The 20,337-nt window shown below is 70.3% G+C and carries 24 protein-coding genes and 1 pseudogene; 14 read left to right on the forward strand and 11 right to left on the reverse strand.

Annotated elements, in window-relative coordinates:
* Window positions 1–50: 50 nt before the first annotated feature.
* The 3 genes from ACTS11_RS13745 to ACTS11_RS13755 all read left to right on the forward strand — a co-directional run bounded on the left by ACTS11_RS13745 (window position 51) and on the right by ACTS11_RS13755 (window position 1,545).
* Entirely contained in the window at window positions 51–494 is a 444-nt protein-coding gene (locus tag ACTS11_RS13745) for a F0F1 ATP synthase subunit epsilon (protein WP_442640872.1), read from the forward strand.
* Between the two features lie 163 nt (window positions 495–657).
* Window positions 658–1,008: an H-type lectin domain-containing protein gene (locus ACTS11_RS13750; RefSeq protein ID WP_442640873.1), complete on the forward strand. Its 351-nt coding sequence runs from the start codon at window positions 658–660 to the stop codon at window positions 1,006–1,008.
* A 96-nt stretch (window positions 1,009–1,104) separates the two neighbouring features.
* A complete protein-coding gene (locus tag ACTS11_RS13755; RefSeq protein ID WP_442640874.1) occupies window positions 1,105–1,545 on the forward strand; it encodes a hypothetical protein in 441 nt (146 codons plus the stop codon).
* 14 nt (window positions 1,546–1,559) lie between these two features.
* Here the strand turns inward: ACTS11_RS13755 and ACTS11_RS13760 are convergent, their stop codons facing one another.
* A complete protein-coding gene (locus tag ACTS11_RS13760) occupies window positions 1,560–2,252 on the reverse strand; it encodes a DUF4336 domain-containing protein (RefSeq protein WP_442640875.1) in 693 nt (230 codons plus the stop codon).
* 114 nt (window positions 2,253–2,366) lie between these two features.
* Here ACTS11_RS13760 and ACTS11_RS13765 point away from each other — a divergent pair, with 114 nt between their 5' ends.
* A complete protein-coding gene (locus tag ACTS11_RS13765; RefSeq protein ID WP_442640876.1) occupies window positions 2,367–3,593 on the forward strand; it encodes an MFS transporter in 1,227 nt (408 codons plus the stop codon).
* Here ACTS11_RS13765 and ACTS11_RS13770 read toward each other — a convergent pair.
* Window positions 3,566–3,721 (reverse strand): annotated as a pseudogene (locus ACTS11_RS13770) (phosphoribosylpyrophosphate synthetase); the annotation flags it as partial. The gene ACTS11_RS13765 and the pseudogene ACTS11_RS13770 sit on opposite strands and share 28 nt — an antisense overlap.
* Before the next feature lie 174 nt (window positions 3,722–3,895).
* Between ACTS11_RS13770 and ACTS11_RS13775 the strand changes: the two are divergent.
* Window positions 3,896–4,660: a polysaccharide lyase gene (locus tag ACTS11_RS13775; RefSeq protein WP_442640877.1), complete on the forward strand. Its 765-nt coding sequence runs from the start codon at window positions 3,896–3,898 to the stop codon at window positions 4,658–4,660.
* 36 nt (window positions 4,661–4,696) lie between these two features.
* On the opposite strand, the gene ACTS11_RS13780 is transcribed toward ACTS11_RS13775, so the two are convergent.
* A complete protein-coding gene (locus ACTS11_RS13780) occupies window positions 4,697–5,725 on the reverse strand; it encodes a ribose-phosphate pyrophosphokinase (protein WP_442640878.1) in 1,029 nt (342 codons plus the stop codon).
* A gap of 123 nt (window positions 5,726–5,848) precedes the next feature.
* On the opposite strand from ACTS11_RS13780, the gene ACTS11_RS13785 reads away from it, so the two are divergent.
* Both ACTS11_RS13785 and ACTS11_RS13790 read left to right on the forward strand, forming a co-directional pair.
* Window positions 5,849–6,448, forward strand: a complete 600-nt coding sequence (locus ACTS11_RS13785; RefSeq protein ID WP_442640879.1) for a 2-hydroxychromene-2-carboxylate isomerase — start codon at window positions 5,849–5,851, stop codon at window positions 6,446–6,448.
* Entirely contained in the window at window positions 6,445–7,221 is a 777-nt protein-coding gene (locus ACTS11_RS13790) for an alpha/beta fold hydrolase (protein ID WP_442640880.1), read from the forward strand. Before ACTS11_RS13785 ends, ACTS11_RS13790 begins: the two co-directional genes overlap by 4 nt.
* On the opposite strand, the gene ACTS11_RS13795 is transcribed toward ACTS11_RS13790, so the two are convergent.
* The 4 genes from ACTS11_RS13795 to ACTS11_RS13810 form a co-directional block, all read right to left on the reverse strand.
* Complete coding sequence (locus ACTS11_RS13795) at window positions 7,218–8,273, reverse strand: threonine aldolase family protein (protein ID WP_442640881.1); 1,056 nt, start codon at window positions 8,271–8,273, stop codon at window positions 7,218–7,220. The two genes, ACTS11_RS13790 and ACTS11_RS13795, sit on opposite strands and share 4 nt — an antisense overlap.
* Entirely contained in the window at window positions 8,270–8,716 is a 447-nt protein-coding gene (locus tag ACTS11_RS13800; protein WP_442640882.1) for a YcgN family cysteine cluster protein, read from the reverse strand. Before ACTS11_RS13800 ends, ACTS11_RS13795 begins: the two co-directional genes overlap by 4 nt.
* Window positions 8,713–9,639, reverse strand: a complete 927-nt coding sequence (locus tag ACTS11_RS13805) for a bifunctional riboflavin kinase/FAD synthetase (RefSeq protein WP_442640883.1) — start codon at window positions 9,637–9,639, stop codon at window positions 8,713–8,715. The genes ACTS11_RS13800 and ACTS11_RS13805 overlap by 4 nt, the downstream gene beginning before the upstream one ends.
* Window positions 9,640–9,793: 154 nt before the next feature.
* A complete protein-coding gene (locus tag ACTS11_RS13810; protein ID WP_442640884.1) occupies window positions 9,794–10,237 on the reverse strand; it encodes a MaoC family dehydratase in 444 nt (147 codons plus the stop codon).
* A gap of 183 nt (window positions 10,238–10,420) precedes the next feature.
* Here ACTS11_RS13810 and ACTS11_RS13815 point away from each other — a divergent pair, with 183 nt between their 5' ends.
* Entirely contained in the window at window positions 10,421–10,768 is a 348-nt protein-coding gene (locus tag ACTS11_RS13815; protein ID WP_442640885.1) for an ArsR/SmtB family transcription factor, read from the forward strand.
* A 9-nt stretch (window positions 10,769–10,777) separates the two neighbouring features.
* Here ACTS11_RS13815 and ACTS11_RS13820 read toward each other — a convergent pair whose 3' ends face one another.
* The gene (locus tag ACTS11_RS13820; protein WP_442640886.1) at window positions 10,778–11,653 is read right to left on the reverse strand and encodes a TIGR01459 family HAD-type hydrolase; all 876 of its coding nucleotides are present in this window, start codon (window positions 11,651–11,653) and stop codon (window positions 10,778–10,780) included.
* A 146-nt stretch (window positions 11,654–11,799) separates the two neighbouring features.
* On the opposite strand from ACTS11_RS13820, the gene ACTS11_RS13825 reads away from it, so the two are divergent.
* Window positions 11,800–12,402 carry a methyltransferase family protein gene (locus tag ACTS11_RS13825; protein ID WP_442640887.1) on the forward strand — a complete coding sequence of 201 codons (603 nt, stop codon included), beginning with the start codon at window positions 11,800–11,802 and terminating at the stop codon, window positions 12,400–12,402.
* Between the two features lie 19 nt (window positions 12,403–12,421).
* Here the strand turns inward: ACTS11_RS13825 and ACTS11_RS13830 are convergent, their stop codons facing one another.
* From ACTS11_RS13830 to ACTS11_RS13840, 3 genes are all read right to left on the reverse strand, one after another.
* Complete coding sequence (locus tag ACTS11_RS13830; RefSeq protein WP_442640888.1) at window positions 12,422–14,380, reverse strand: bifunctional 2',3'-cyclic-nucleotide 2'-phosphodiesterase/3'-nucleotidase; 1,959 nt, start codon at window positions 14,378–14,380, stop codon at window positions 12,422–12,424.
* A 94-nt stretch (window positions 14,381–14,474) separates the two neighbouring features.
* On the reverse strand, window positions 14,475–14,990 hold the full coding sequence (locus tag ACTS11_RS13835; protein ID WP_442640889.1) for a hypothetical protein: 516 nt from the start codon (window positions 14,988–14,990) through the stop codon (window positions 14,475–14,477).
* A gap of 94 nt (window positions 14,991–15,084) precedes the next feature.
* Window positions 15,085–16,008 (reverse strand): manganese-dependent inorganic pyrophosphatase, encoded by a 924-nt coding sequence (locus ACTS11_RS13840; protein WP_442640890.1) that lies wholly within the window; start codon window positions 16,006–16,008, stop codon window positions 15,085–15,087.
* A gap of 326 nt (window positions 16,009–16,334) precedes the next feature.
* Here ACTS11_RS13840 and ACTS11_RS13845 point away from each other — a divergent pair, with 326 nt between their 5' ends.
* From ACTS11_RS13845 to ACTS11_RS13865, 5 genes are all read left to right on the forward strand, one after another.
* Entirely contained in the window at window positions 16,335–16,514 is a 180-nt protein-coding gene (locus tag ACTS11_RS13845) for a hypothetical protein (RefSeq protein WP_442640891.1), read from the forward strand.
* A gap of 168 nt (window positions 16,515–16,682) precedes the next feature.
* Window positions 16,683–16,994 (forward strand): co-chaperone GroES, encoded by a 312-nt coding sequence (locus ACTS11_RS13850; RefSeq protein ID WP_442640892.1) that lies wholly within the window; start codon window positions 16,683–16,685, stop codon window positions 16,992–16,994.
* A gap of 56 nt (window positions 16,995–17,050) precedes the next feature.
* The gene (gene groL, locus ACTS11_RS13855; protein ID WP_442640893.1) at window positions 17,051–18,682 is read left to right on the forward strand and encodes a chaperonin GroEL; all 1,632 of its coding nucleotides are present in this window, start codon (window positions 17,051–17,053) and stop codon (window positions 18,680–18,682) included.
* 130 nt (window positions 18,683–18,812) lie between these two features.
* Window positions 18,813–19,568 carry an SDR family NAD(P)-dependent oxidoreductase gene (locus tag ACTS11_RS13860; RefSeq protein ID WP_442640894.1) on the forward strand — a complete coding sequence of 252 codons (756 nt, stop codon included), beginning with the start codon at window positions 18,813–18,815 and terminating at the stop codon, window positions 19,566–19,568.
* Window positions 19,569–19,572: 4 nt separating this feature from the next.
* Window positions 19,573–20,337: NAD(P)-dependent oxidoreductase (locus ACTS11_RS13865; protein WP_442640895.1), on the forward strand; the 765-nt coding region annotated here is incomplete at its 3' end.

The following is a 20,337-nucleotide window of genomic DNA, read 5'->3' on the forward strand; positions in this document are numbered from 1 at the left end:
AGGGCGGGACCTGTCCCGCCCCCCGGAAACGAGAACAACCGGAGGCCATCATGGCAGAAACGATGCAGTTCGATCTCGTCAGCCCCGAGCGGCGCCTCGCGTCGCTCCAGGCGACCGAGGTGCGCATCCCCGGCGCCGACGGCGACATGACGGCGATGGCCGACCATGCGCCGACGATCACGACGCTGCGGCCCGGCATCCTGTCCGTCACCCATTCGGGCGGCGTCGAGGAGTATGTCGTCGTCGGCGGCTTCGCCGACATCTCCGGCAAGGGCGTGACGGTGCTGGCCGAGCGCGCGATGCCGCGCTCCGAGATGACGCAGGAGATCATGGAGGGGCTCGTCGCCGAGGCGCGCGAGGCCCACGACAAGGTCCGCCGGTCCGAGGACGCACCGCAGGACGCCGCCGACGCGACGGCCAAGTTCCTCGCCGACCTCGTCGCGGCGGGCGAGCACATCAACCTGCCGGTCTCGAGCCGCGCGCCCGCGCCCTGACCCGCGCGCCGAAAGGGAAACCCGACACCCCCGCCCGCGCCGCGTGCGGGGGTTTTCGTTTCCGGGCCGCGGCCACGCTCCCGTCACGAAATCTCCCATTCCCCGCGCGACTTGGCTGCTAGCCGCGCCCCTCGACGCCAGAGGACAACGGACCCCGCCCGCCATGAAACGCCTGCGCACATCGCTCGTCGGGATCGACCGGGGCAGCCGCACGCTCTTCAGCGACTTCGAGGATGACGGTCCGATGTGGAGGGGCACGGGGCCGCGCGAGAAACGGGTGCCGGTCGTCTTCTCCGGCGCGTTCCGGGGTGCGCCGGTCGTGCAGGTGTCGATCTCCATGTGGGACACCGACGGCGCCACCAACCAGCGCGCCGACCTCCGGGCCGAGGCGGTGACGGAGGCGGGCTTCGAGCTGGTCTTCCGCACCTGGGGCGACAGCCGCGTGGCCCGCATCCGCGCCGACTGGATGGCGGTGGGCGAGGTCGCGGGCGAGGACGACTGGGACCTCTCCTGAGGCCACGTCCCTGCGGCGGCGCCTTGTCTCCTTGCCGCTCATGGCCCGGGTCACGCATCGTCGATCCGCATCCGGTGCCCGCGCATGGAGCGACCCATGACACAGGCGTTTTCGACCCGACCGACCGATGCCCGCGCCGCCGCCCGGCGCACGGCGAAGGCCCTCAGGATCGCGCTCGCCCTCGTCTTCCTCGGCCTCGGCGGCTGGTGCGTGGTGGCGCCCGGCACGGTCGAGGCGCTGGCGCTGCGCCCCGAGTTTCGGCACCTGAGCCCCACCTCCGCGCTGCTCCTCCAGTGCTTCGGGGCGCAGGCGGTCCTCGTGGGGTCGCTCGCGCTCCTGTCGCGCTTCACGGCGACCACGTTCCTGGTGTTCGGAATGCTCGCTTCGGTTCCGTTCTTCGTCTTCAACGCCTGGTTCGTCTGGGTGAACCCGATGTTCACCGGCCTGATGCTCCTCGATTTCGCGGGCAACCTGAGCTTTTTCGCGATCGGACTGGTCGGCTGGCGCCTCATGCGCGGCGAGACGGAGCCGGTCTGACCTCCGCCGCCCGGCTAGCGCATCAGCCAGCCGAAGGCGCGGTCCAGCGCGTCCCTCGCACCGGCCTCCAGCGGCGCGCCATGGGCGATGACCAGACGCTCGGCCGGCCAGTCGAGGATACGCCGGACCCCCTCCCGTGCCGCCGCCCGGTCCGTCGTGGCGAGGCGGAACTTGCGGGGCACCGACGGGACGGGGGCGGTCATCAGGTCGAGCCGAGCCACCACGGATCGCCAGCCGCGATACCAGTCCTGCGGGATCTGCTGGACGAGGTCCGTCACCAGAATCGTGGCCGAGGCGGCGTGGAAGAACACGACCTCCGTGGCGATGCGGTTGCCCCGGACGATCACCTGGTCGAGCGTCCCGGCCCAGGCCGGGTCGGGCGCGTCGCCGAGCGTCCGGTGCAGCGTCGTGCGGGCGACCGCCTCCGTCAGGCCGGGGGCCGCGTGGACCACGGCGTCCGGCCAGAAAGCGGCCCATTCGGCGAGGAACATGTGGTGCAGCGCGTTCGGCGCCACGAGATGCCGCACCGGGCCGAGGGCGTCGATCGCCGCGCGGACCTCCGGCGTCAGCGCGACCGGGGACCAGACCCAGAGCCCGCCCCCGTCCGGCAGCCGGACGACGGCCATGCGCGTGGGAAAGCGGAAGCCGGCCGCGCCCGTCACCGCCGGACCGTCGACGAGCCAGAGGTCCGGGGCGAAAGGGGACATGAGGCACTCCCGACACGAGACGACCGGTGCGCTGGTGCCATGCATCCGCAGGCGCCGCAATCCTCCGCGGCCATCGTGCTTGCGCCGTCACATCCCCGTGGGACATAGGGCGGCATGAAATCCGAGCGCGGCCCCATCGTCTTCATCCTCGCGACCCTGATGATCGACGCCATCGGGATCGGCATCGTGTTCCCGATCATGCCAGATCTCATGGACCGGGTCGGCGCGGGCGACATCGCGCAGGGCGCGCTCTGGGCCGGGCTGCTGATGTCGGCCTATGCGGGGGCGCAGTTCCTCTTCGCGCCCGTCGTGGGGTCGATCTCGGACGCCTTCGGGCGCAAGCCCGTGCTGCTGGCCGCGATGGCCTTCCTCGCGCTCGACTACGTCATCATGGCGCTGGCCGAGACCTACTGGCTCCTCCTCGTCGGGCGGACCCTCGCGGGGCTCGCGGGGGCGACCTACATCACGGCGACGGCCTACATCGCCGACATCACGCCGCCGGGGCAGCGCGCGGCGCGCTTCGGGCTGATCGGGGCGGCCTTCGGGATCGGCTTCGTGCTCGGCCCCGCGCTCGGCGGGCTCGCCGCATCCTGGCACGTCAGCGCGCCCTTCTGGCTCGCCGCGGGGCTGTCGGCCGCGAACGTGCTCTTCGGCCTCTTCGTCCTGCCCGAGTCGCTCAAGCCCGGGAACCGGAGGCCCTTCGGCGCCCGCGACCTCAACCCCTTCGGCACGATCCTGCGCGCCTTCCGCACCCCCGGCCTCGCCGTGCCGCTGGTCTGCATCGGGGTCTTCGAGTTCGCCAACATGGTCTACCCGACGCTCTGGGCCTTCTGGGGGCGCGAGGTCTTCGGCTGGTCGACGCTGGTGATCGGCCTGTCGCTCTCGGCCTACGGGGTGCTTGTGGCCATCGTGCAGGCCGGCGTCATGCCCATCGCCGTCGCGCGGCTGGGCGAGGCCAGGCTTCTCGTCTGGGGGCTGACGCTCGCGGTCCTGTCGCTCGCCGGTCTCTCGGTCGCGGACGCGGTCTGGATGGTCGGCGTGCTGCTGGTCATGGCCGCGCTGACCGACCTCGTGCCGCCGACGCTCATGGCGATGTCGGCCAACGCGGTGGACGAGGACCGGCAGGGCATGGTGCAGGGCGTGATCGCGGCGCTCTCGTCGCTGGCCGCCGTTCTCGCGCCGCTCGTCTTCACGCCGCTCTTCGGGGTCTTCGTGTCGGGGGCGGCGGGTATCTACCTGCCCGGCGCTCCGTTCCTCTTCTCGGCGATCCTGATGCTCGCGGTCCTGCCGCTGGCGCTGAGGCTCCTGCGCGCTCAGCGCCCCCACATGCCGCGCGGGTAGAGCCCCTCGTAGGTCGGCACCAGCGAGGCCGTGTCGAAGAGCGAGGAGACGCTGGTGCCCGACCAGATGTTCACGATCGACTGCGCGAACATCGGCGCGGTCGGCACGATACGGATGTTGGGGCAGATCGTCGCGGCACCGCTGGCGCGGCGGCAGTGCCGGGAGCGCGGAGAGACCCGCGGCATGGAATTCGTGTTGTAATGTCGACGCACCCGTAGATAGATTTCGTCAGGATCGTGCCGTGGGGGCGCGGGCCGTGGATCGGTATTTGGGCTGCAGCCAGCCCAGGAAAGTCTTTCGTCATGCCCTCGCGCCGCTTTCTCGGTTTCCTCTTGGGTCTCTGTGCGCTCTTGCCCGCCCCGCTCGCCGCGCAAGACATGGATGGCATCCGGGCGGAACATGCCAATTCCTCCAACAGGGCCTTTACCGTCTCGTCGCCTGTCAGGACCGGGCCGACCGCGTTGGCCTTCCAGGTGGCGGATGGGCAATGCGCGGGCAACCGAAACTACAACGATTGCGCCAATGGGCGGGAACGGTCCGAGATCGTGGATCGCGCGCCGGTCTCGACCGAGACCGAGATCTGGTATGCCTTTTCTGTCTTCATCCCCTCCAGCACGCGGCCCATCGACCCCGCCAACACGATCCTTGCACAATGGCAGGATACGCGGGGCTCTGGTGAGATTACGCTGGGTTTCGCGCTCTACCGCGAGGGGCTTGAACTGACGCAGGACGATCCGCGCACCCGTCAGAGCGATGACATGAACCCGCCCAGACCCATGGTGATGGAGATCGTCGTGCCGCCCTCGCGCCTGTATGACCGGTGGCACGACATACGGGTGCAAGCGGTCTGGTCGGTCGGGCCGACAGGTCTGGTCAATGTTTGGATCAACGACAGGCTTGTCCACAGCCACCGTGGCCCCAATCTGAACCGCGACGTCGCACCCAGTTTCAAATTCGGCGTCTACCGCTCGGGACTGGACCGGGTCGGGCGGCCCGTGCCAACGCAGCTGGTCGTCTTCGACCATATCCGTCGCGGTGTCACCGAGGCGGAGGTACTGATCCGCTGATCTGCACAGCGCTGGGTATGCCTGAATGACCGGGGGTCAGCGCCCCCACATCCCCTTGGGATAAAGCCCCTCGTAGATCGGCACCAGCGAGGCCGTGTCGAAGAGCGAGGAGACGCTGGTGCCCGACCAGATGTTCACGATCGACTGCGCGAACATCGGCGCGGTCGGCACGATGCGGATGTTGGGGCAGGCCTTGGCCTCGGCCGAGGCCTCGATCGTGTCGGTGACGACGAGCGACTTCAGGACCGAGCCCGAGATCCGCTCCACCGCCGGGCCCGAGAGGACGCCGTGCGTGGTATAGGCGTGGACCTCGGTGGCGCCCGCCTCCATCAGCACGTCGGCCGCCTTGCAGAGCGTCCCGGCCGTGTCGCAGATGTCGTCGACGATGATGCACTTGTGGTCCTTCACGTCGCCGATCACCGTCATGCCCGCGACCTCGCCCGCCTTCTCGCGGCGCTTGTCGACGATGGCGAGCGGCACGCCGATCCGGGTGGCGAGCTCGCGCGCGCGCGCCACGCCGCCCACGTCGGGCGAGACCACCATGACGTCCGACATGTCGCCCGCGAACTGGTGCAGGATGTCTAGCGCGTAGATCGGGCTGGCGTAGAGGTTGTCCACGGGGATGTCGAAGAAGCCCTGGATCTGGGCGGCGTGCAGGTCCATCGTCAGCACCCGCTCGATCCCGGACTTGGCGATCATGTTGGAGACGAGCTTGGCCGAGATCGGCGTCCGCGCCTTCGTCCGCCGGTCCTGCCGCGCGTAGCCGAAATAGGGAATCACCGCCGTGATGCGCGCCGCGCTCGACCGCCTGAGCGCGTCGGCGATGATGAGGAGTTCCATCAGGTTGTCGTTGGCGGGCTTCGAGGTCGGCTGGATGATGAACATGTCCTCGCCGCGGACGTTCTCGAACACCTCCACGAAGATCTCGCCGTCGTTGAAGCGCTCGACCCGCGCGTCGACGAGGGAAACCTGCATCCCCCGGTGCATCGACATGCGCCGCGCGATGGCCGAGGCGAGCGAAAGATTCGCGTTGCCCGAGATGAGCTTCGGTTCCGTCGACGGCATCGGCAGCTGTCCCCTTGCGTCCTGTCCCACCCGGACGGTCCGCCCCCCGCGCACCCGCATCCGGTTGACACCCCCTAGCACCGGCCTAGGGTGCGCGCAAAGGCAAATGGAGGGGCAGGGCGCATGGCGCATATCGAGTACTTCTTCGGCACGAATTCACCCTTCGTCTACCTCGCGGGGTTGCGCTTCGAGGAGGTCGCGGCCCGCCACGGCGCGACCGTGACCTACCGCCCGCTCGACCTCTCGACGCTGTTCTCGCGCACCGGCGGCTTGCCACCGAAGGAGCGGCACGAGGCGCGCCTTGCCTACCGACTCCAGGAGCTGAAGCGCCAGTCGCGGAAATACGGCCTGCCCATGGATCTCGACCCGCCGTTCCGGGCAGTGAACCCCGCACCCTCCTCCTACGCCTTCATCGCGGCGCAGAAGGCGGGCGGCGGCGATCTCGGGCGGCTCGTCCACGCCTTCACCGGCGCCCTCTGGCGCGACATGCGCGACATCGCCGAGGACGACGTGATCGCCGACTGTCTCGAGGAGGCGGGCTTCGACCGGGGCCTCGCGGGCATGGCGATGCTGCAAGGCGCCGAGCAATACGCCCGCAATCTCGAGGACGCGACGGCGGCCGGCGTCTTCGGCGCGCCCTTCTACATCGTCGACGGGACCGAGAGCTTCTGGGGCCAGGACAGGATCGAGGATCTCGACCTGCATCTCTCCGGCAAGCTTTGACCCGCGGCCTCCGCACCTGGGGCGAGGCGGGGGCACCGGAGGTCCTGCTCCTCCACTGCACGCTCGCCCATGGCGGCGCGTGGAAGGGCGTGGCGCGGCGGCTTGCGGACCGTTTCCACCTCGTGGCGCCCGACATGGTGGGGCACGGGGAGGGGCCCTCGGGCGATCCGGCGCGCGACTACCACGACCAGGCCACGGAGCATGCGCTCGGCTTCCTGCCGGAGGAGGGCGCGCATCTCGTCGGCCACAGCTTCGCGGCGACCGTGGCCCTCAGGCTCGCCATCGAGGCGCCCGGGCGCGTGCGCTCGCTCGTGCTGATCGAGCCCGTGCTCTTCGCCGCCGCCCCCGACGGGCCCGCGAAAAGCGCCAATGCCGAAAAGCTCGGGCGGATGGGCATGAAGGTCGCCGCGGGCGACACGCGCGGCGCGGCGCGCATCTTCCTCTCGGTCTGGGGCGCGGGCGAGGACTTCGACGAGCTGCCGGAGGCGCAGGCCGCGCGCATGGCGTCGCAGATGTGGATCATCGGGGCGCAGCGCGCCGCCCTGCACGACGACGCCGCCCGCCTCCTGCCGCGCCTCGGGCAGGTCGCCTGCCCGGTGCTCCTGATGGAAGGCAGCACCTCTCCCCCGGTCATCGGCCAGATCCTCGACATGCTGGAGGCGGGCCTTCCGCAGGCGGAGCGCGCGGTGATCGACGGTGCGGGCCACATGGCGCCCGTCACCCATCCCGACGCGGTCGCGGGCGCGCTCGCCGACTTCCTCGCCCGCGCCTAGGCCCCCGCCCAGGCGGCCGCGAGGCGGTCGATCTCGTCGGCCGTCTTCGACCAGTCGCAGACGAGGCGGCAGCGCACGGGCGTGTCGTCCGGCCCCTCGAGCGGCGTGTCGCCGGGGAAGAGGTAGTAGCGCGCCCCCGCCGCCATCGCCCTGCGATGCGCCGCGCGCGGCAGGTCCGCGAAGATCATGTTGCCCTGCGGCTCATGGTGGATGCGCGCCCCCGGCAGGGCGCGCACCGCCTCCGCCAGACGGGCGCAGGCGGCGTTGGCCGAGGCCGCCATCTCCAGCCACAGCCCGTCCTCGGCATAGGCCAGCATCTGCGCCGAGAGATACCGCATCTTCGACCAGAGATGCCCGCCGCGCTTGCGCCTCAGCGCCAGTTCCCGCCCGAGCGCCGGGTCGAAGATCACCACCGCCTCGACCCCGAGGCAGCCGTTCTTCGTGCCCCCGAAGCTCACCGCATCGACGCCGATCCTCCAGGTCATCTCGGCGGGCGTGCAGCCGAGCGCCGCGCAGGCATTGGCGAAGCGCGCGCCGTCGAGATGCACGGGCAGCCCCGCCGCCTTCGCCATGTCGGCCAGGTCCGCGATCTGCCCGAGCGTGTAGACCGTGCCCGCCTCCGTCACCTGCGTGACGCTGAGGGCGCCCGCCTGCGCGCCATGCACGCCCCGGTTCCGCGTGGCGGCGAGCGCGCGGGCGAAGGCGTCGGGCACGATCCGGCCCCCGACCTCCTCCAGCAGCGTCAGCTTCGCGCCGCCCATGTAGAACTCGGGCGCGTTGCACTCGTCCTCCTCGATATGGGCGATCCGGCTGCAATAGACCGTGTCCCAGGGCTTCACGAGGCAGGCGAGCGCGATGGAGTTGGCCGCCGTCCCCGTGGCGACGAAGGCGACCTCGGCCTCCGGCGCCTCGAAGAGATCGCGGACGGCAGCCACGGCACGCGCGCTCAGAGGGTCGTTGCCGTAGGGCATGGCGTATCCCTCATTGGCGCGCGCCAGCGCCTCCATCACCCGCGGATGCGCCGGGCCCGCGTTGTCCGATGCGAAGTTCATGTCCCCGGCTCCTCGATCACGTGGTCCTCCCAATCCTCTTCCGGCACCTCCCATTCGGGCACCGTGATGCCGCGCACGCTGACGCCGGCGGCATGCACGCTCTCCGGATCGCCCGAGACGAGCGGGTGCCACCATCTGAGCGGCTTGCCCTCGTGCAGCAGGCGATAGGCGCAGGTCTCGGGCATGAAATAGGCCACATCGCCCATGGTCTCGGGCGTCAGCCGGATGCACTCGGGCACCAGCGTCTTGCGGATCGCGTACTGCCCGCAGCGGCAGGTCTCGTCGTCGAGGAGGCGGCAGGCCACCCGCGTCAGCGCGACCTCGCCCGTCTCCTCGTCCTCGAGCTTGTTGAGACAGCACTTGCCGCAGCCGTCGCAGAGCGCCTCCCACTCCTCCGCCGTCATGCGGGCCATCGGCACGCGCTCCCAGAAGCGGTCCCTCATGTGCGGGCGAGCGCCGCCCGCGCCGCCGCGCTGTCGGCGTCCATCTGCACGACCAGCGCCTCGAGCGTGTCGAACCTCATCTCGGGCCGCAGGAACGCCACCAGCCCGACCGAGAGGTGCTGCTCGTAGAGGTCGCCCTTGAAGTCGAAGAGGAAGGTCTCGAGGTTCGGCGTCTCGCGCTGGAACATGGGCCGGATGCCGAGGTTCGCGACGCCCCGGTAGCTGCCCGCGTGCGGCCCCGTCAGCACGTCGACGAGGACCGCGTAGACCCCGAGCCGCGGCACGTGCAGCCCCTCGAGCTCCATGTTCGCCGTCGGATAGCCGAGCCTGCGCCCCCGCTTCTCGCCGTGCAGCACGCGCCCCTCGATCCGGTGCCAGTGGCCGAGCATCTCTGCCGCCCCGCGCGGGTCCCCCGCGCTCAGCGCGTTGCGGATCGCGGTGGAGGAGACGGCGCCCGCGGCGGCCTCGAGCAGCGGCGCCACCGTCACGTCGAAGCCCATCGCGCGCCCGAAGCCCGCGAGCATCTCCGCCGTGCCCTGCCGCCCCTTGCCGAAACGGAAATCCGCACCGACGACGACGTGGCTCACGCCCAGCCCCTCGGACAGGACCTCGCGCGCGAAGTCCTCCGCCGAAAGCCCCGAGAGCACCGCGCCGAAGGGCAGTTCCGCCAGCACCTCGACCCCCAGCTTCTCCAGCCTGTGGGCGCGCGCCTCGGCGTTCATCAGCCGGAAGGGGGGCGCCTCGGGGGCGAAGAACTGTCGTGGATGCGGCTCGAAGGTCACGACGCCGAGCGGCGCTCCCGCGCGCCGGGCAAGGCCGATCACATGGGCATGGCCGCGGTGGACGCCGTCGAAATTGCCGATCGCGACCGAGGCGCCGCGCTCCTCGGGACGGACATACTGGTGGTCGCGCACGATCCGCATGGCGCCGGACTTATCGCCGCCCCGGCCCGAGGGCAAGGCACCGCCTCGGCCCCTTCATCTTTCGTCAAGTACGCCCGGGAGGGTGCGGGAGGGCAGGCGGCCCTCCCGCCGGCGCGACGGTTCCGCCCGCGCGCCGCTGCCGCCCGTGCGCTTGTCAGTCGAACTTGCCCGAGGGCGCCAGCACGACGGCCTCGCCCTTCAGGACCACCGTGTCCCCGACCTTGCACCGGGTGGCGAGCGTGACCCGGCGGCGGCCGTAGTCGATCTCCATGACCTCGACCTCGGCATGGACCATGTCGCCGGGGCGCACGGGCGCCATGAACTTGAGCGTCTGGCCCAGATAGACCGTGCCGTGGCCGGGAAGCTGCTCGCCGATCACCGCCGAGATCAGGCCCGCCGTCAGCATCCCGTGCGCGATCCGCCCCTCGAAGATCGTGTCGCGCGCGTAGTCGTCGTCCAGATGCACGGGGTTGCGGTCGGTCGAGACCTCCGCGAAGAGCTCGATGTCGCGGTCCGTGACCATCTTCCTGAGCGACCGCTTCATGCCGATCTCGAGGTCCTCGATGACGATCGTGCCGGTCGTGATGTTGTCGAGCATGTCGGGTCCTCCCTCGCGCATGCCGCCTGATACTCCATCAGGGGGCCGTTCTGCAATGCAGAAAGTAACAAAACATCCGTTTCACGCGAAGAAATAGAAATTTTCTTGCGCAGGGCAAGCGGAGGTTCATCCCGGCGCGCCGAAACCGTTGACCCTGTGGATAAATGCGCCATCCTTAGCGCCATGGCTAAGGATGCATCCACGCTCGACCTGCTCTTCTCCGCCCTCGGCGACCCCACGCGGCGCGCCATCGTCGCGCGCCTCGTCAGCGGGCCGGCCAGCGTCAGCGAGCTGGCGGCGCCCCACGACATGGCGCTGCCCTCGTTCCTCGGGCACCTGCGGAAACTCGAGGCCGCGGGGCTGATCACGACGAAGAAGTCCGGCCGCGTACGGACGTGCCGGATCGTGCCCGGCGCGCTCCGCCCCGCGCAGGAGTGGATGTCGCGCCAGAACGAGAACCGCCCCGACCGGCTCAAGCGGCTCGACACCTTCGTCTCGATGATGAAGGTCGACCGGGCCGCGGGGGCCTGAGCCCGCCCCTCAGCGCAGGGCGCCGATGGCGTAGGTCGGCTGGAGCTCGGCCGCCGCGAGGAACGCCTCGAGCCTGGCCGGATCGGGCTGCGCCCTCGTTCCCGTCTCGGCGCGTGCGAGGCCGCCCGTCACGAAGAGCGTGTCGATGTTCTCCCCCATGCCGCCGCGGATGTCGGTGAAGATGCCGTCGCCCACCGCGAGGATGCGGTCGTCCGACACGATGCGCCCGACCTGTTCCAGCCGCCGCCGCGCGAGGTCGTAGATCGGCGGATGCGGCTTGCCGAAATAGAGGCTCTCGCCGCCCATCTCCTCGTAGAGGTCCGCCAGCGCGCCCGCGCACCATTCGCGGGTCTCGCCCCGGTCCACCACGATGTCCGGGTTCGCGCAGAGGAGCTTCAGCCCCTTCGTCTTGGCGAGCAGGAACTGCGGCCGCATCACGGAAGGGTCGGCATGGGGATCGAACGGGCCGGTGCAGACGATGCCCTCGGCCGCGTCGAGGTCCACCTTCTCGATGTCGACCGGGTTCTCCAGCAGCTTCACCGGCTCGAAGAAGGGCGCGTCATGCGCCTCGCCGATGTGCCAGACCTTGCGGCCCACGACGCCCTCGAACATGGCGACCCGCGCGGCGTCGCCCGAGGTGGCGATGACGTCCCAGGCATCCTCCGGCACGCCGAGGCGCGCGATCTGCGCGGCCACGCTCGCGCGTGGGCGCGGCGCGTTCGTCAGGAGCACCACCGCCCCCCCCGACGCCTTGAAGGCGCGGAGCGCGTCCACCGCCTCGGGCAGGGCGCGCACGCCGTCATGGACGCAGCCCCAGAGGTCGCAGAACAGCGCGTCGTAGCGGCCGTGGAGCTCGTCGAGGGTGTCGATGATGGGCGTGGTCATGGCGCTCTCCTGCTCTTCGCGGGGCCTCAATAGGGGGTTTGGGCGCGGCGGAACAGGGCCGATGTCCGCGGGGTTGAGCAACCGGGTGCGGTCATCCGGATGTTACATCGGAGGACAAGCATCGGACGCCTGCGGACGGGAGAGCGATGTCGCCTGTGACGCTTGAATACACCGGGATCGCGATGGCGGGCGCGAGCGGGCTCCTGCTGTCGGCGTTGCTGGCCGCGACCCTCTTCCGGCCGCGCCTCGCCTTCTGGCCCGCGCCCGGCGGCTGGCGCAGGGCGCTCGGGCTCTGGCTCTTCCGCCTCTACTGTCTCGGCCTCGTCGCGGTCGCCCTCGCGGGCGTGCTCTCCTCCGGGCTTGCGGCCTGGCCCCGCTACGCGCTGGGCGCGCCGGTCATGGCGCTCGCCCTGGCGCTGTCGGTGGCGTCCTACCGGCAGCTCGGGCGGGGCAACACCTATTTCGGGGCGCAGGGCCTCGTGACCGGGGGCCTCTACGCGCTGTCCCGCAATCCGGGCTACGTCGCCTCGGGCGTGGCGGCGCTTGGCCTCGCCGTCGTCGCCTGGACCTGGGCGGCCTGGGCGCTGTCGGTCGGGCTCGTGGGGATCTATACGCTCTTCGCGCTGAACGAGGAGCGCTGGCTCCTCCGCCGCTACGGGCGCGCCTTCCGCGACTACATGCGCCGGACGCCGCGCTTCGTGGACGGCCGCAGCCTCGCACGGCTGGCGGAGGGGACGGGGCGGGCCTGAGCCCGCCCCGCGCCATGGATCAGAGCGTGATCCGGTAGCGCGCGAAGCCGTCCGGGCCTTCGCCCGCGGGTTCGATCGCCACGCCCTCGACGCCGTCGACATAGGCCGCCGCCGCCGGCCCCGTGTCGAAGAGCACCGTGGTCCCCTCCATCGGCGCGAAGGTCCAGTTGGCGTCGGCCGAGGGGCTGACCGTGCCCTGTTCCACGATGTAGCGCACGATCACGTCGCGGTTGGTGTCCGGCCCCTCGAACACCGTCGTCTCGGGCGAGGCGCCGGGGAAGCTGCCGCCGCCGCCCGCGCGGTAGTTGTTGGTGGCGACGATGAACTCCTGCTCGGGGTCGATCGGCTGTCCCTCGTAGGTCAGGTTCACGATCCGGTGGGCGTCCTCGTTCACCACCTCACCGTCATTGTTGTAGCGGGAGGGCTGGCTGAGGTCGATCTGGTACGAGACCCCGTCGATCACGTCGAAGTTGTAGGACGGGAAGTCGGGGTTCAGGAGCACCTGGTCCGCCTGGCCGGGCGTGATCTGGTTGAACATGCCTGCCGACCGCTCGAGCCACTCGCGCACCTCGGCCCCGGTGACGCGCACCGCGCGCACCGTGTTCGGGTAGAGGTAGAGGTCGGCCACGTTCTTGATCGCGATGGGGCCCGCGGGCACGTCGGTGTAGTATTCCGGTCCGCCCCGGCCGCCCGCCTTGAAGGGCGCCGCCGCCGAGAGGATCGGCAGCCCCTCGTGCTCGGTCCCGGCCATCATCTGCTCGATGTACCAGGTCTGCGCGTTCGATACGATCTGCACGGAGGGATCGTCCGCCACCAGCGCGAAGTAGGAGTGCAGGGGCGCATCCGACTGCCCGACCTCGGCGCGCACGTAGGCGAGCGTCGCCTCGTGCTCGGCCTCGACGGAGGCGAGGACCTCCGCATCGCTTTCCACCAGCGGCGTGATCGTCCGGTCCTCCTCGCGGCGGAAGATCGGCCGGGCCTCCACGTCATGCGAGGCGACGCGCCAGGTGTCGCCGTCGCGCTCCAGCATCAGGTCGACGAGGCCCATGTGGCTGCCCCAGAAACCGGCCATGACGGCGGGCTTGCCGGCGATGGTGCCGGCCTCGGCGTCGACGCCGGGCGTGCCGGCATAGTCGGGGCCGGGGAAGACGCGGTGATGGTGGCCGGTCAGGATCACGTCGATCCCCTCGACCCCCGCGAGCGGGATCGAGGCGTTCTCCATCCCCTCGGTATGCTCGGCCTCGCCGATGCCGGAATGGCTGAGCGCGATGACGATCTCCGCGCCCTCCGCGCGCATGCGGGGCACCCAGGCCTCGGCGGCGCGGACGATGTCGCGCGCCTCGACCTCGCCCTCGAGATGACGGCGGTCCCAGGTCATGATCTGCGGCGGCACGAATCCGATGACGCCGATGCGGATCGGGTGCGTCTGGCCCGCGCCGTCGGTCAGCTCGCGCTCGAGGATGACGTAGGGCGGCACAAGCGTCTCGTCCTCGGCGGGCGTCGCACCGGCGTTCGTGGCCACGTTGGCGCAGACGATGGGGAAGGCCGCCGTCGCGACCGAGTTCATCAGGAACGGCAGCCCGTAGTTGAACTCGTGGTTGCCGAGCGTCGCCGCCGCGTAGCCGAGCGTGTTCATCGCCGCGATCATCGGGTGGGTGTCGCCCGGCTCCATCCCCCGCTCGTAGGCCATGTAGTCGCCCATCGGGTTGCCCTGCAGGAAGTCGCCGTTGTCGAGCAGCACCGAGTTGGTCGATTCGGCCCGGATCCCCTCGATCAGCGAGGCGGTGCGGGCCAGGCCGACCGTGTCGATCGGCCGGTCGGCGTAGTAGTCGTAGGGGAAGATGTGCACATGGATGTCCGTCGTCTCCATGATGCGCAGATGCGCCTGGCCGGCCTGGGCGCGGACCGAGAACGGGTGCATCGCGACGAAGCCGGCGGTCGCGGCCAGGAAGGCCCGACGGTTGAGCAGAATCGGCATGGGAATTTCCTCCGGTTGTCCTGCGCCGGAGTTTAGGATCGTTCTGTAACAACGGCACCGCGAATTGCGGCGTCGGCGGGAGACCGCCGCCGTGTCACCGGAAGATGCAGGCGAGGCCCGACCAGAGGAAATCGACGCGCGCCCCGTCCTCGGTGAGGATGCCGTAGACGCCGGCGCGCTCGAATTCCGAGCCGAGGCCGGTGTCGCCGAGCCACGTCGTCCGCCCGTCCTCGAGCGCGGCGCGCGGCGTGCCGACGCCGATGCCGTCGCCCGTGGAAACGGTGTCGCCGTCCATCACGAACCAGCCGGCGAGGCGGTCCTGCTCGAAGATGACGTCGATCCGCCCCGGCAGCGAGACGCTGACGAGCGGACCGGCCGGGCATTCCTCGGGGAAGGCGACGTGGACATCATGCCCGACGAGGCCGATCAGCGCGAACATGGTTTCGTGGAAGGGCGTGCCGAAGGGCAGGGGCCGCGCGCCCTTGCCGTCCTCGGCGAGGATCACGAGGCCCGTCGCATCGGCGCGGATCGGATCGTCGGCGCTCGGCGCCTGCGCGATCGCGGCCGTGGGCAGCAGGAACGAGACGGCGAGAGCGACGAGGCGGGACATGGGCACCGATTCCTTCGGGGAAACACCTCCCGAGCCTCGCCCGGAAGGTGCCTTCGCGGCAATGCGGGAAACCCTGTCTCGCCCCGGTTTCGACTCAGAGCGCGAGGTTCGGGATGATCTGCTTCTTCCGGCTCATGATGCCCGGCAGCACGACCGTGTCCGCGTCTCCGCACTCCGCGCCGAAGCTCTTCTCCGCCACCCGCCGCGTCAGGTCGTTCGGCAGGAGCATCGTCGCTTCCTCGCGCAGGATGTCGACGATGAAGAGGAGCACCTGGTCGACGCCGTCCTCCTTCGCGACCTCGGGCATGGCCGCCATCAGGCTCGCCTTGCGCGAGAGCACGGTCTGCGGCGAGGTCGTCTCGAGCACGCTGACGCGGAAGGACGTGCCGCCCACCTCGTATTCCTTCGAGTCCATGCGGAGGAGTTCCGCGTCCGAGAACTCGGAGACGTCGGACTTGGCCGCGAACATCTCGGCCGCATAGTCCGGGATCGAGATGCCGAGGTCGGCCGCCAGCGCCTCGGCCAGCGCCTTGTCGGTCGGCGTCGTGGTGGGCGAGCGGAATTCCAGCGTGTCCGACAGGATGCAGGACAGCATCGCGCCCCGGATCGCCTCGGGCATCTTCGCGGCGTCCTCGCCCATGAGCTGGTGCATGATCGTGGCCGTGCAGGCGAGCGGCCGCACGGTGATGTCGATCGGCCCCTTCGTCTCGAGCCCGCCCACCAGCTTGTGGTGGTCGATGATCGCGCGGATGTCGGCGGCGTTCACGTCGGCGGGCAGTTCCGCGGGGTTGTTGGTGTCGACGATGACGACGGGCTGGCCCGCCTCGACGCCGTCCACGATGCGCGGCTTGTCGAGGCTCCAGCGCGAGAGGACGAAGGCGGCCTCGGTGTTGGGCTCGCCGAGCAGCACGGCCTCGGCCGCCTCGCCCGCGATCTCGTTGAGATACCAGGCCCAGATGATGGGCGACCCGGTGCTGTCGGTGTCGGGCGACTTGTGGCCGAAGACGAGGGTGGTCATGCGCTGTCTCTCAGATACGACTAAGGAAAATCCGCGCACCTCATAGCGGCGGTGTCTCTGCTTGTCACGGGGTCCGGGCCGCGCCGGGGCGGCGTGCTTTGACGCGGGGGGCGCGATCGGATAAGGTGCCCGCATCCCGAGAGGAGTGCACCGGCCATGGACAAGCGCGCGTAACCCGCCGAGCCCTGCCCGCCCCGCAAAGCGACGGGGCCGTTCCATCAGGAGTGCCCTGCCGATGATCCAGTCCGCCTGACGCCCTTCGCGGCGTGTATCCGCCCGTTCCCGAGGGACGGGTCCCGATCATCCCGGACACACGAGGCACCATCATGCCGAAATCCACCAGACCCCGCCGCAAGGCGGCGGCCCCCGCGCGCCGTCCCGCCCGCACCGGCCCCCGCCGCACCGATCCGCGGCAGGCCGCCCCCGGCCGCGACCTGCGCCCGCGCGGCCAGCGCTTCGGCGACGGCCGTCCGCCGCGCTTCCCGGGCCGCACCGGCGGCCGCTGAGGCAAGGGCCGCCCCGCCCGGGTTCGACCGGCGGGGCGGCCGACCCGGATTTTTCCGATCACGGACCCGTTGACAGCCCGTGAGGCCTTGCCTATCTGCCCGGCGTTGGCACTCGCCACCGGTGAGTGCTAACGGGAGACAACCGAACCCGAGAGGAGAGTTCGAGAGATGGCATTCAAACCGCTGCACGACCGTGTTCTGGTCCGCCGTGTGCAATCCGACGAGAAGACCAAGGGCGGTCTGATCATCCCCGACAGCGCCAAGGAAAAGCCCGCGGAAGGCGAAGTGATCGCCTGCGGCGAAGGCGCGCGCAAGGATTCCGGCGAGCTCATCGCGATGTCGGTGAAGCCGGGCGACCGCATCCTGTTCGGCAAGTGGTCGGGCACCGAGGTCACGATCGACGGCGAGGAGCTCCTCATCATGAAGGAGTCGGACATCCTCGGCATCATGACCGACGCGAAGGCCGCCAAGGCCGCCTGATCCGCGCCGCACCGAACCGAATATCCTGAAAAACCTTAGGAAGGGAGCTATCAGAGATGGCCGCTAAGGACGTCAAGTTCAACTCCGATGCCCGCAACCGCATGCTGCGCGGCGTCAACATCCTCGCCGACGCGGTGAAGGTCACCCTCGGCCCCAAGGGCCGCAACGTCGTCATCGAGAAATCGTTCGGCGCGCCCCGCATCACCAAGGACGGTGTGTCGGTCGCCAAGGAGATCGAGCTCGAGGACAAGTTCGAGAACATGGGCGCTCAGATGGTGAAGGAAGTCGCTTCCCGCACCAATGACGAGGCCGGCGACGGCACCACGACCGCCACGGTTCTCGCCCAGGCGATCGTCAAGGAAGGCGTGAAGGCGGTTTCCGCCGGCATGAACCCGATGGACCTCAAGCGCGGCATCGACCTCGCCACCGCGAAGGTCGTGCAGCACATCAAGGACGCCGCCCGCGACGTCACCGACAGCGACGAGGTTGCCCAGGTCGGCACGATCTCCGCGAACGGCGAGGCCCAGATCGGCCGCATGATCGCCGACGCGATGCAGAAGGTCGGCAATGACGGCGTCATCACCGTCGAGGAGAACAAGGGTCTCGAGACCGAGGTGGAAGTCGTCGAGGGCATGCAGTTCGACCGCGGCTACCTCTCGCCCTACTTCGTGACCAACCCCGACAAGATGGCCGTCGAGCTTGAGGATTGCCTCATCCTCCTGCACGAGAAGAAGCTCTCCTCGCTGCAGCCGATGGTCCCCCTCCTCGAGGCCGTGATCCAGTCGGGCAAGCCGCTCCTCATCGTGGCCGAGGACGTCGAGGGCGAGGCGCTCGCCACGCTCGTCGTCAACAAGCTGCGCGGTGGCCTGAAGATCGCCGCCGTCAAGGCTCCGGGCTTCGGCGACCGCCGCAAGGCCATGCTGCAGGACATCGCGATCCTGACCGGCGGCCAGGTGATCTCGGAAGACCTGGGCATGAAGCTCGAGAACGTCACCATCGACATGCTCGGCCGCGCCAAGAAGATCGTCATCAAGAAGGATGACACCACGATCGTCGACGGCGCAGGCGACAAGGCCGAGATCGAGGCCCGCGTCGGCCAGATCCGCCAGCAGATCGAGGAGACGACCTCGGACTACGACCGCGAGAAGCTGCAGGAGCGGGTCGCCAAGCTCGCCGGCGGCGTCGCCGTCATCCGCGTCGGCGGCATGACCGAGGTCGAGGTGAAGGAGCGCAAGGACCGCGTCGACGACGCGCTCAACGCCACCCGCGCCGCCGTTCAGGAAGGCGTCGTGGTCGGCGGCGGCGTCGCGCTGATCCAGGGCGCCAAGTCGCTCGACGGCGTGAAGGGCGAGAACTCGGACCAGGATGCGGGCATCGCCATCGTGCGCCGCGCGCTCGAGGCTCCGCTCCGCCAGATCGCCGAGAACGCGGGCGTCGACGGCTCGGTCGTCGCGGGCAAGATCCGCGAGTCGAGCGACCTCGCCTTCGGCTTCAACGCGCAGACCGAGGAATACGGCGACATGTTCAAGTTCGGCGTGATCGACCCCGCGAAGGTCGTCCGCACCGCGCTCGAGGACGCCTCTTCGGTCGCCGGCCTGCTCATCACCACCGAGGCGATGGTGGCCGACAAGCCGAAGAAGGACGAGCCCGCGGGCGCCGGCATGCCCGACATGGGCGGCATGATGTAATCCGCCGAAGGCGTTACACGACACAGGCAAGGGGGCCCTCGCGGCCCCCTTGTCGCGTCTCGGGGCCTCTTTTCCCCGGCGCGGGCGCCCTCTAGGCTCCGCCCCCGGAACCACAGGGACGGAGACAACCATGAGCGGAACACCCGTCGCCCTCGTCACGGGCGCGGCGCGCGGCATCGGCCTCGCCACGACGAAACGCTTTCTCGCGATGGGCTGGCGCGTGGCCATGCTCGACCGCGACGCGGCGGAGCTTGCGGTCGCGGCCGGGCCGCTCGAGCAGGTGCTGGAATTGCCCCTCGACGTCTCGATCCCCGAGGAGGTGGCGCGCGCCGTGGCCGATACGCTGTCGGCCTTCGGCCGCATCGACGCGCTGGTGAACAACGCGGGCGTGGCCGATTTCGGTCCGATCGCCGAGACCGACTTCGCCCGCTGGCGCACGGTCATGGCGACGAACCTCGACGGCGTCTTCCTCATGTCGCAGGCCTGCATCCCGGCGCTGAGTGAGAGCCGGGGCGCCATCGTCAACATCGCGTCGATCTCGGGGCTCCGTGCCTCGACGCTGCGGGTGGCCTACGGCACCTCCAAGGCCGCAGTCATGCACCTGACGCGGCAGCAGGCCGTGGAACTGGGCGAGCACGGCATCCGCGCCAATTGCGTGTGCCCCGGCCCCGTGCGCACCAAGCTCGCCATGGCGGTCCACACGCAGGCGATCATCGACGCCTATCACGACGCGATCCCGCTCAACCGCTACGGCTCGGAGGACGAGATCGCCGCCGTGATCGCGTTCCTCTGCTCGAAGGACGCCTCCTACGTCACCGGCCAGATCGTCGCCGCGGATGGCGGGTTCGAGGCCACGGGCATCGGCCTGCCCGCACTCCGGGGCTGAGGGGATGGCGCGGATCGGCGTGATCGGCCTCGGCCGGATGGGGGCCGCCATCGCGCGGCGCCTCGCGGGGCAGGGGGCGGAGGTGACCGGCTGGACGCGCTCGGGGCGCGGGGTCGGGGGGATCGCCGCGGCGCCCGACCTCGGCGCGCTCGTCGCGGGCGCGGACACGCTGATCCTGTCGCTCTTCGACGACGCGGCGGTGGCCGGGACGCTCGACGCGCTTCTCGCCGAGGACGTGGAGGGCCGCCTGATCCTCGAGACCAGCACCGTCGTGCCGCAGATCCTCCAGTCCCGTGCGGCGGACTTCGCCGCGAAGCGGGCCGCCGTCGCCGACGCGCCCGTGAGCGGCGGGCCCGAGATGGTCGAGGCCGGGACCTGCGGCATCTTCCTCGGCGCCGACGACGCGACGGCGGCGCGCGCCCTCCCGGTCCTCGGCCTCCTGACGGAGCGGGTCCGCCACGTCGGGCCGCTCGGCGCGGGGATGGTGATGAAGACGATCAACAATTCCATGATGCAGGTCTATTTCGCGGGCCTGCGCGACATGCTGCCCCTCGCCAGACGGGCGGGCATCCCGCTGCCCGACGTGCTCGCGATCCTGAACGGAGGTCCCGCGGGCCTGCCCATGATCCGCGACCGGATGGCGAAGATCCTCGGGGAGGACGGGAGCGTCGGCTTTTCGCTGGCGGGCGTTGCAAAGGACAACGAGGTGTTTCGCCGGGTGCTCGAGGCCCATGGCCTGACGGCGCCGGTCCTCGACATCGCGGGTGAG

It is taken from the genome of Roseicyclus sp. (assembly GCF_052168335.1).
GTDB lineage: Bacteria > Pseudomonadota > Alphaproteobacteria > Rhodobacterales > Rhodobacteraceae > Roseibacterium.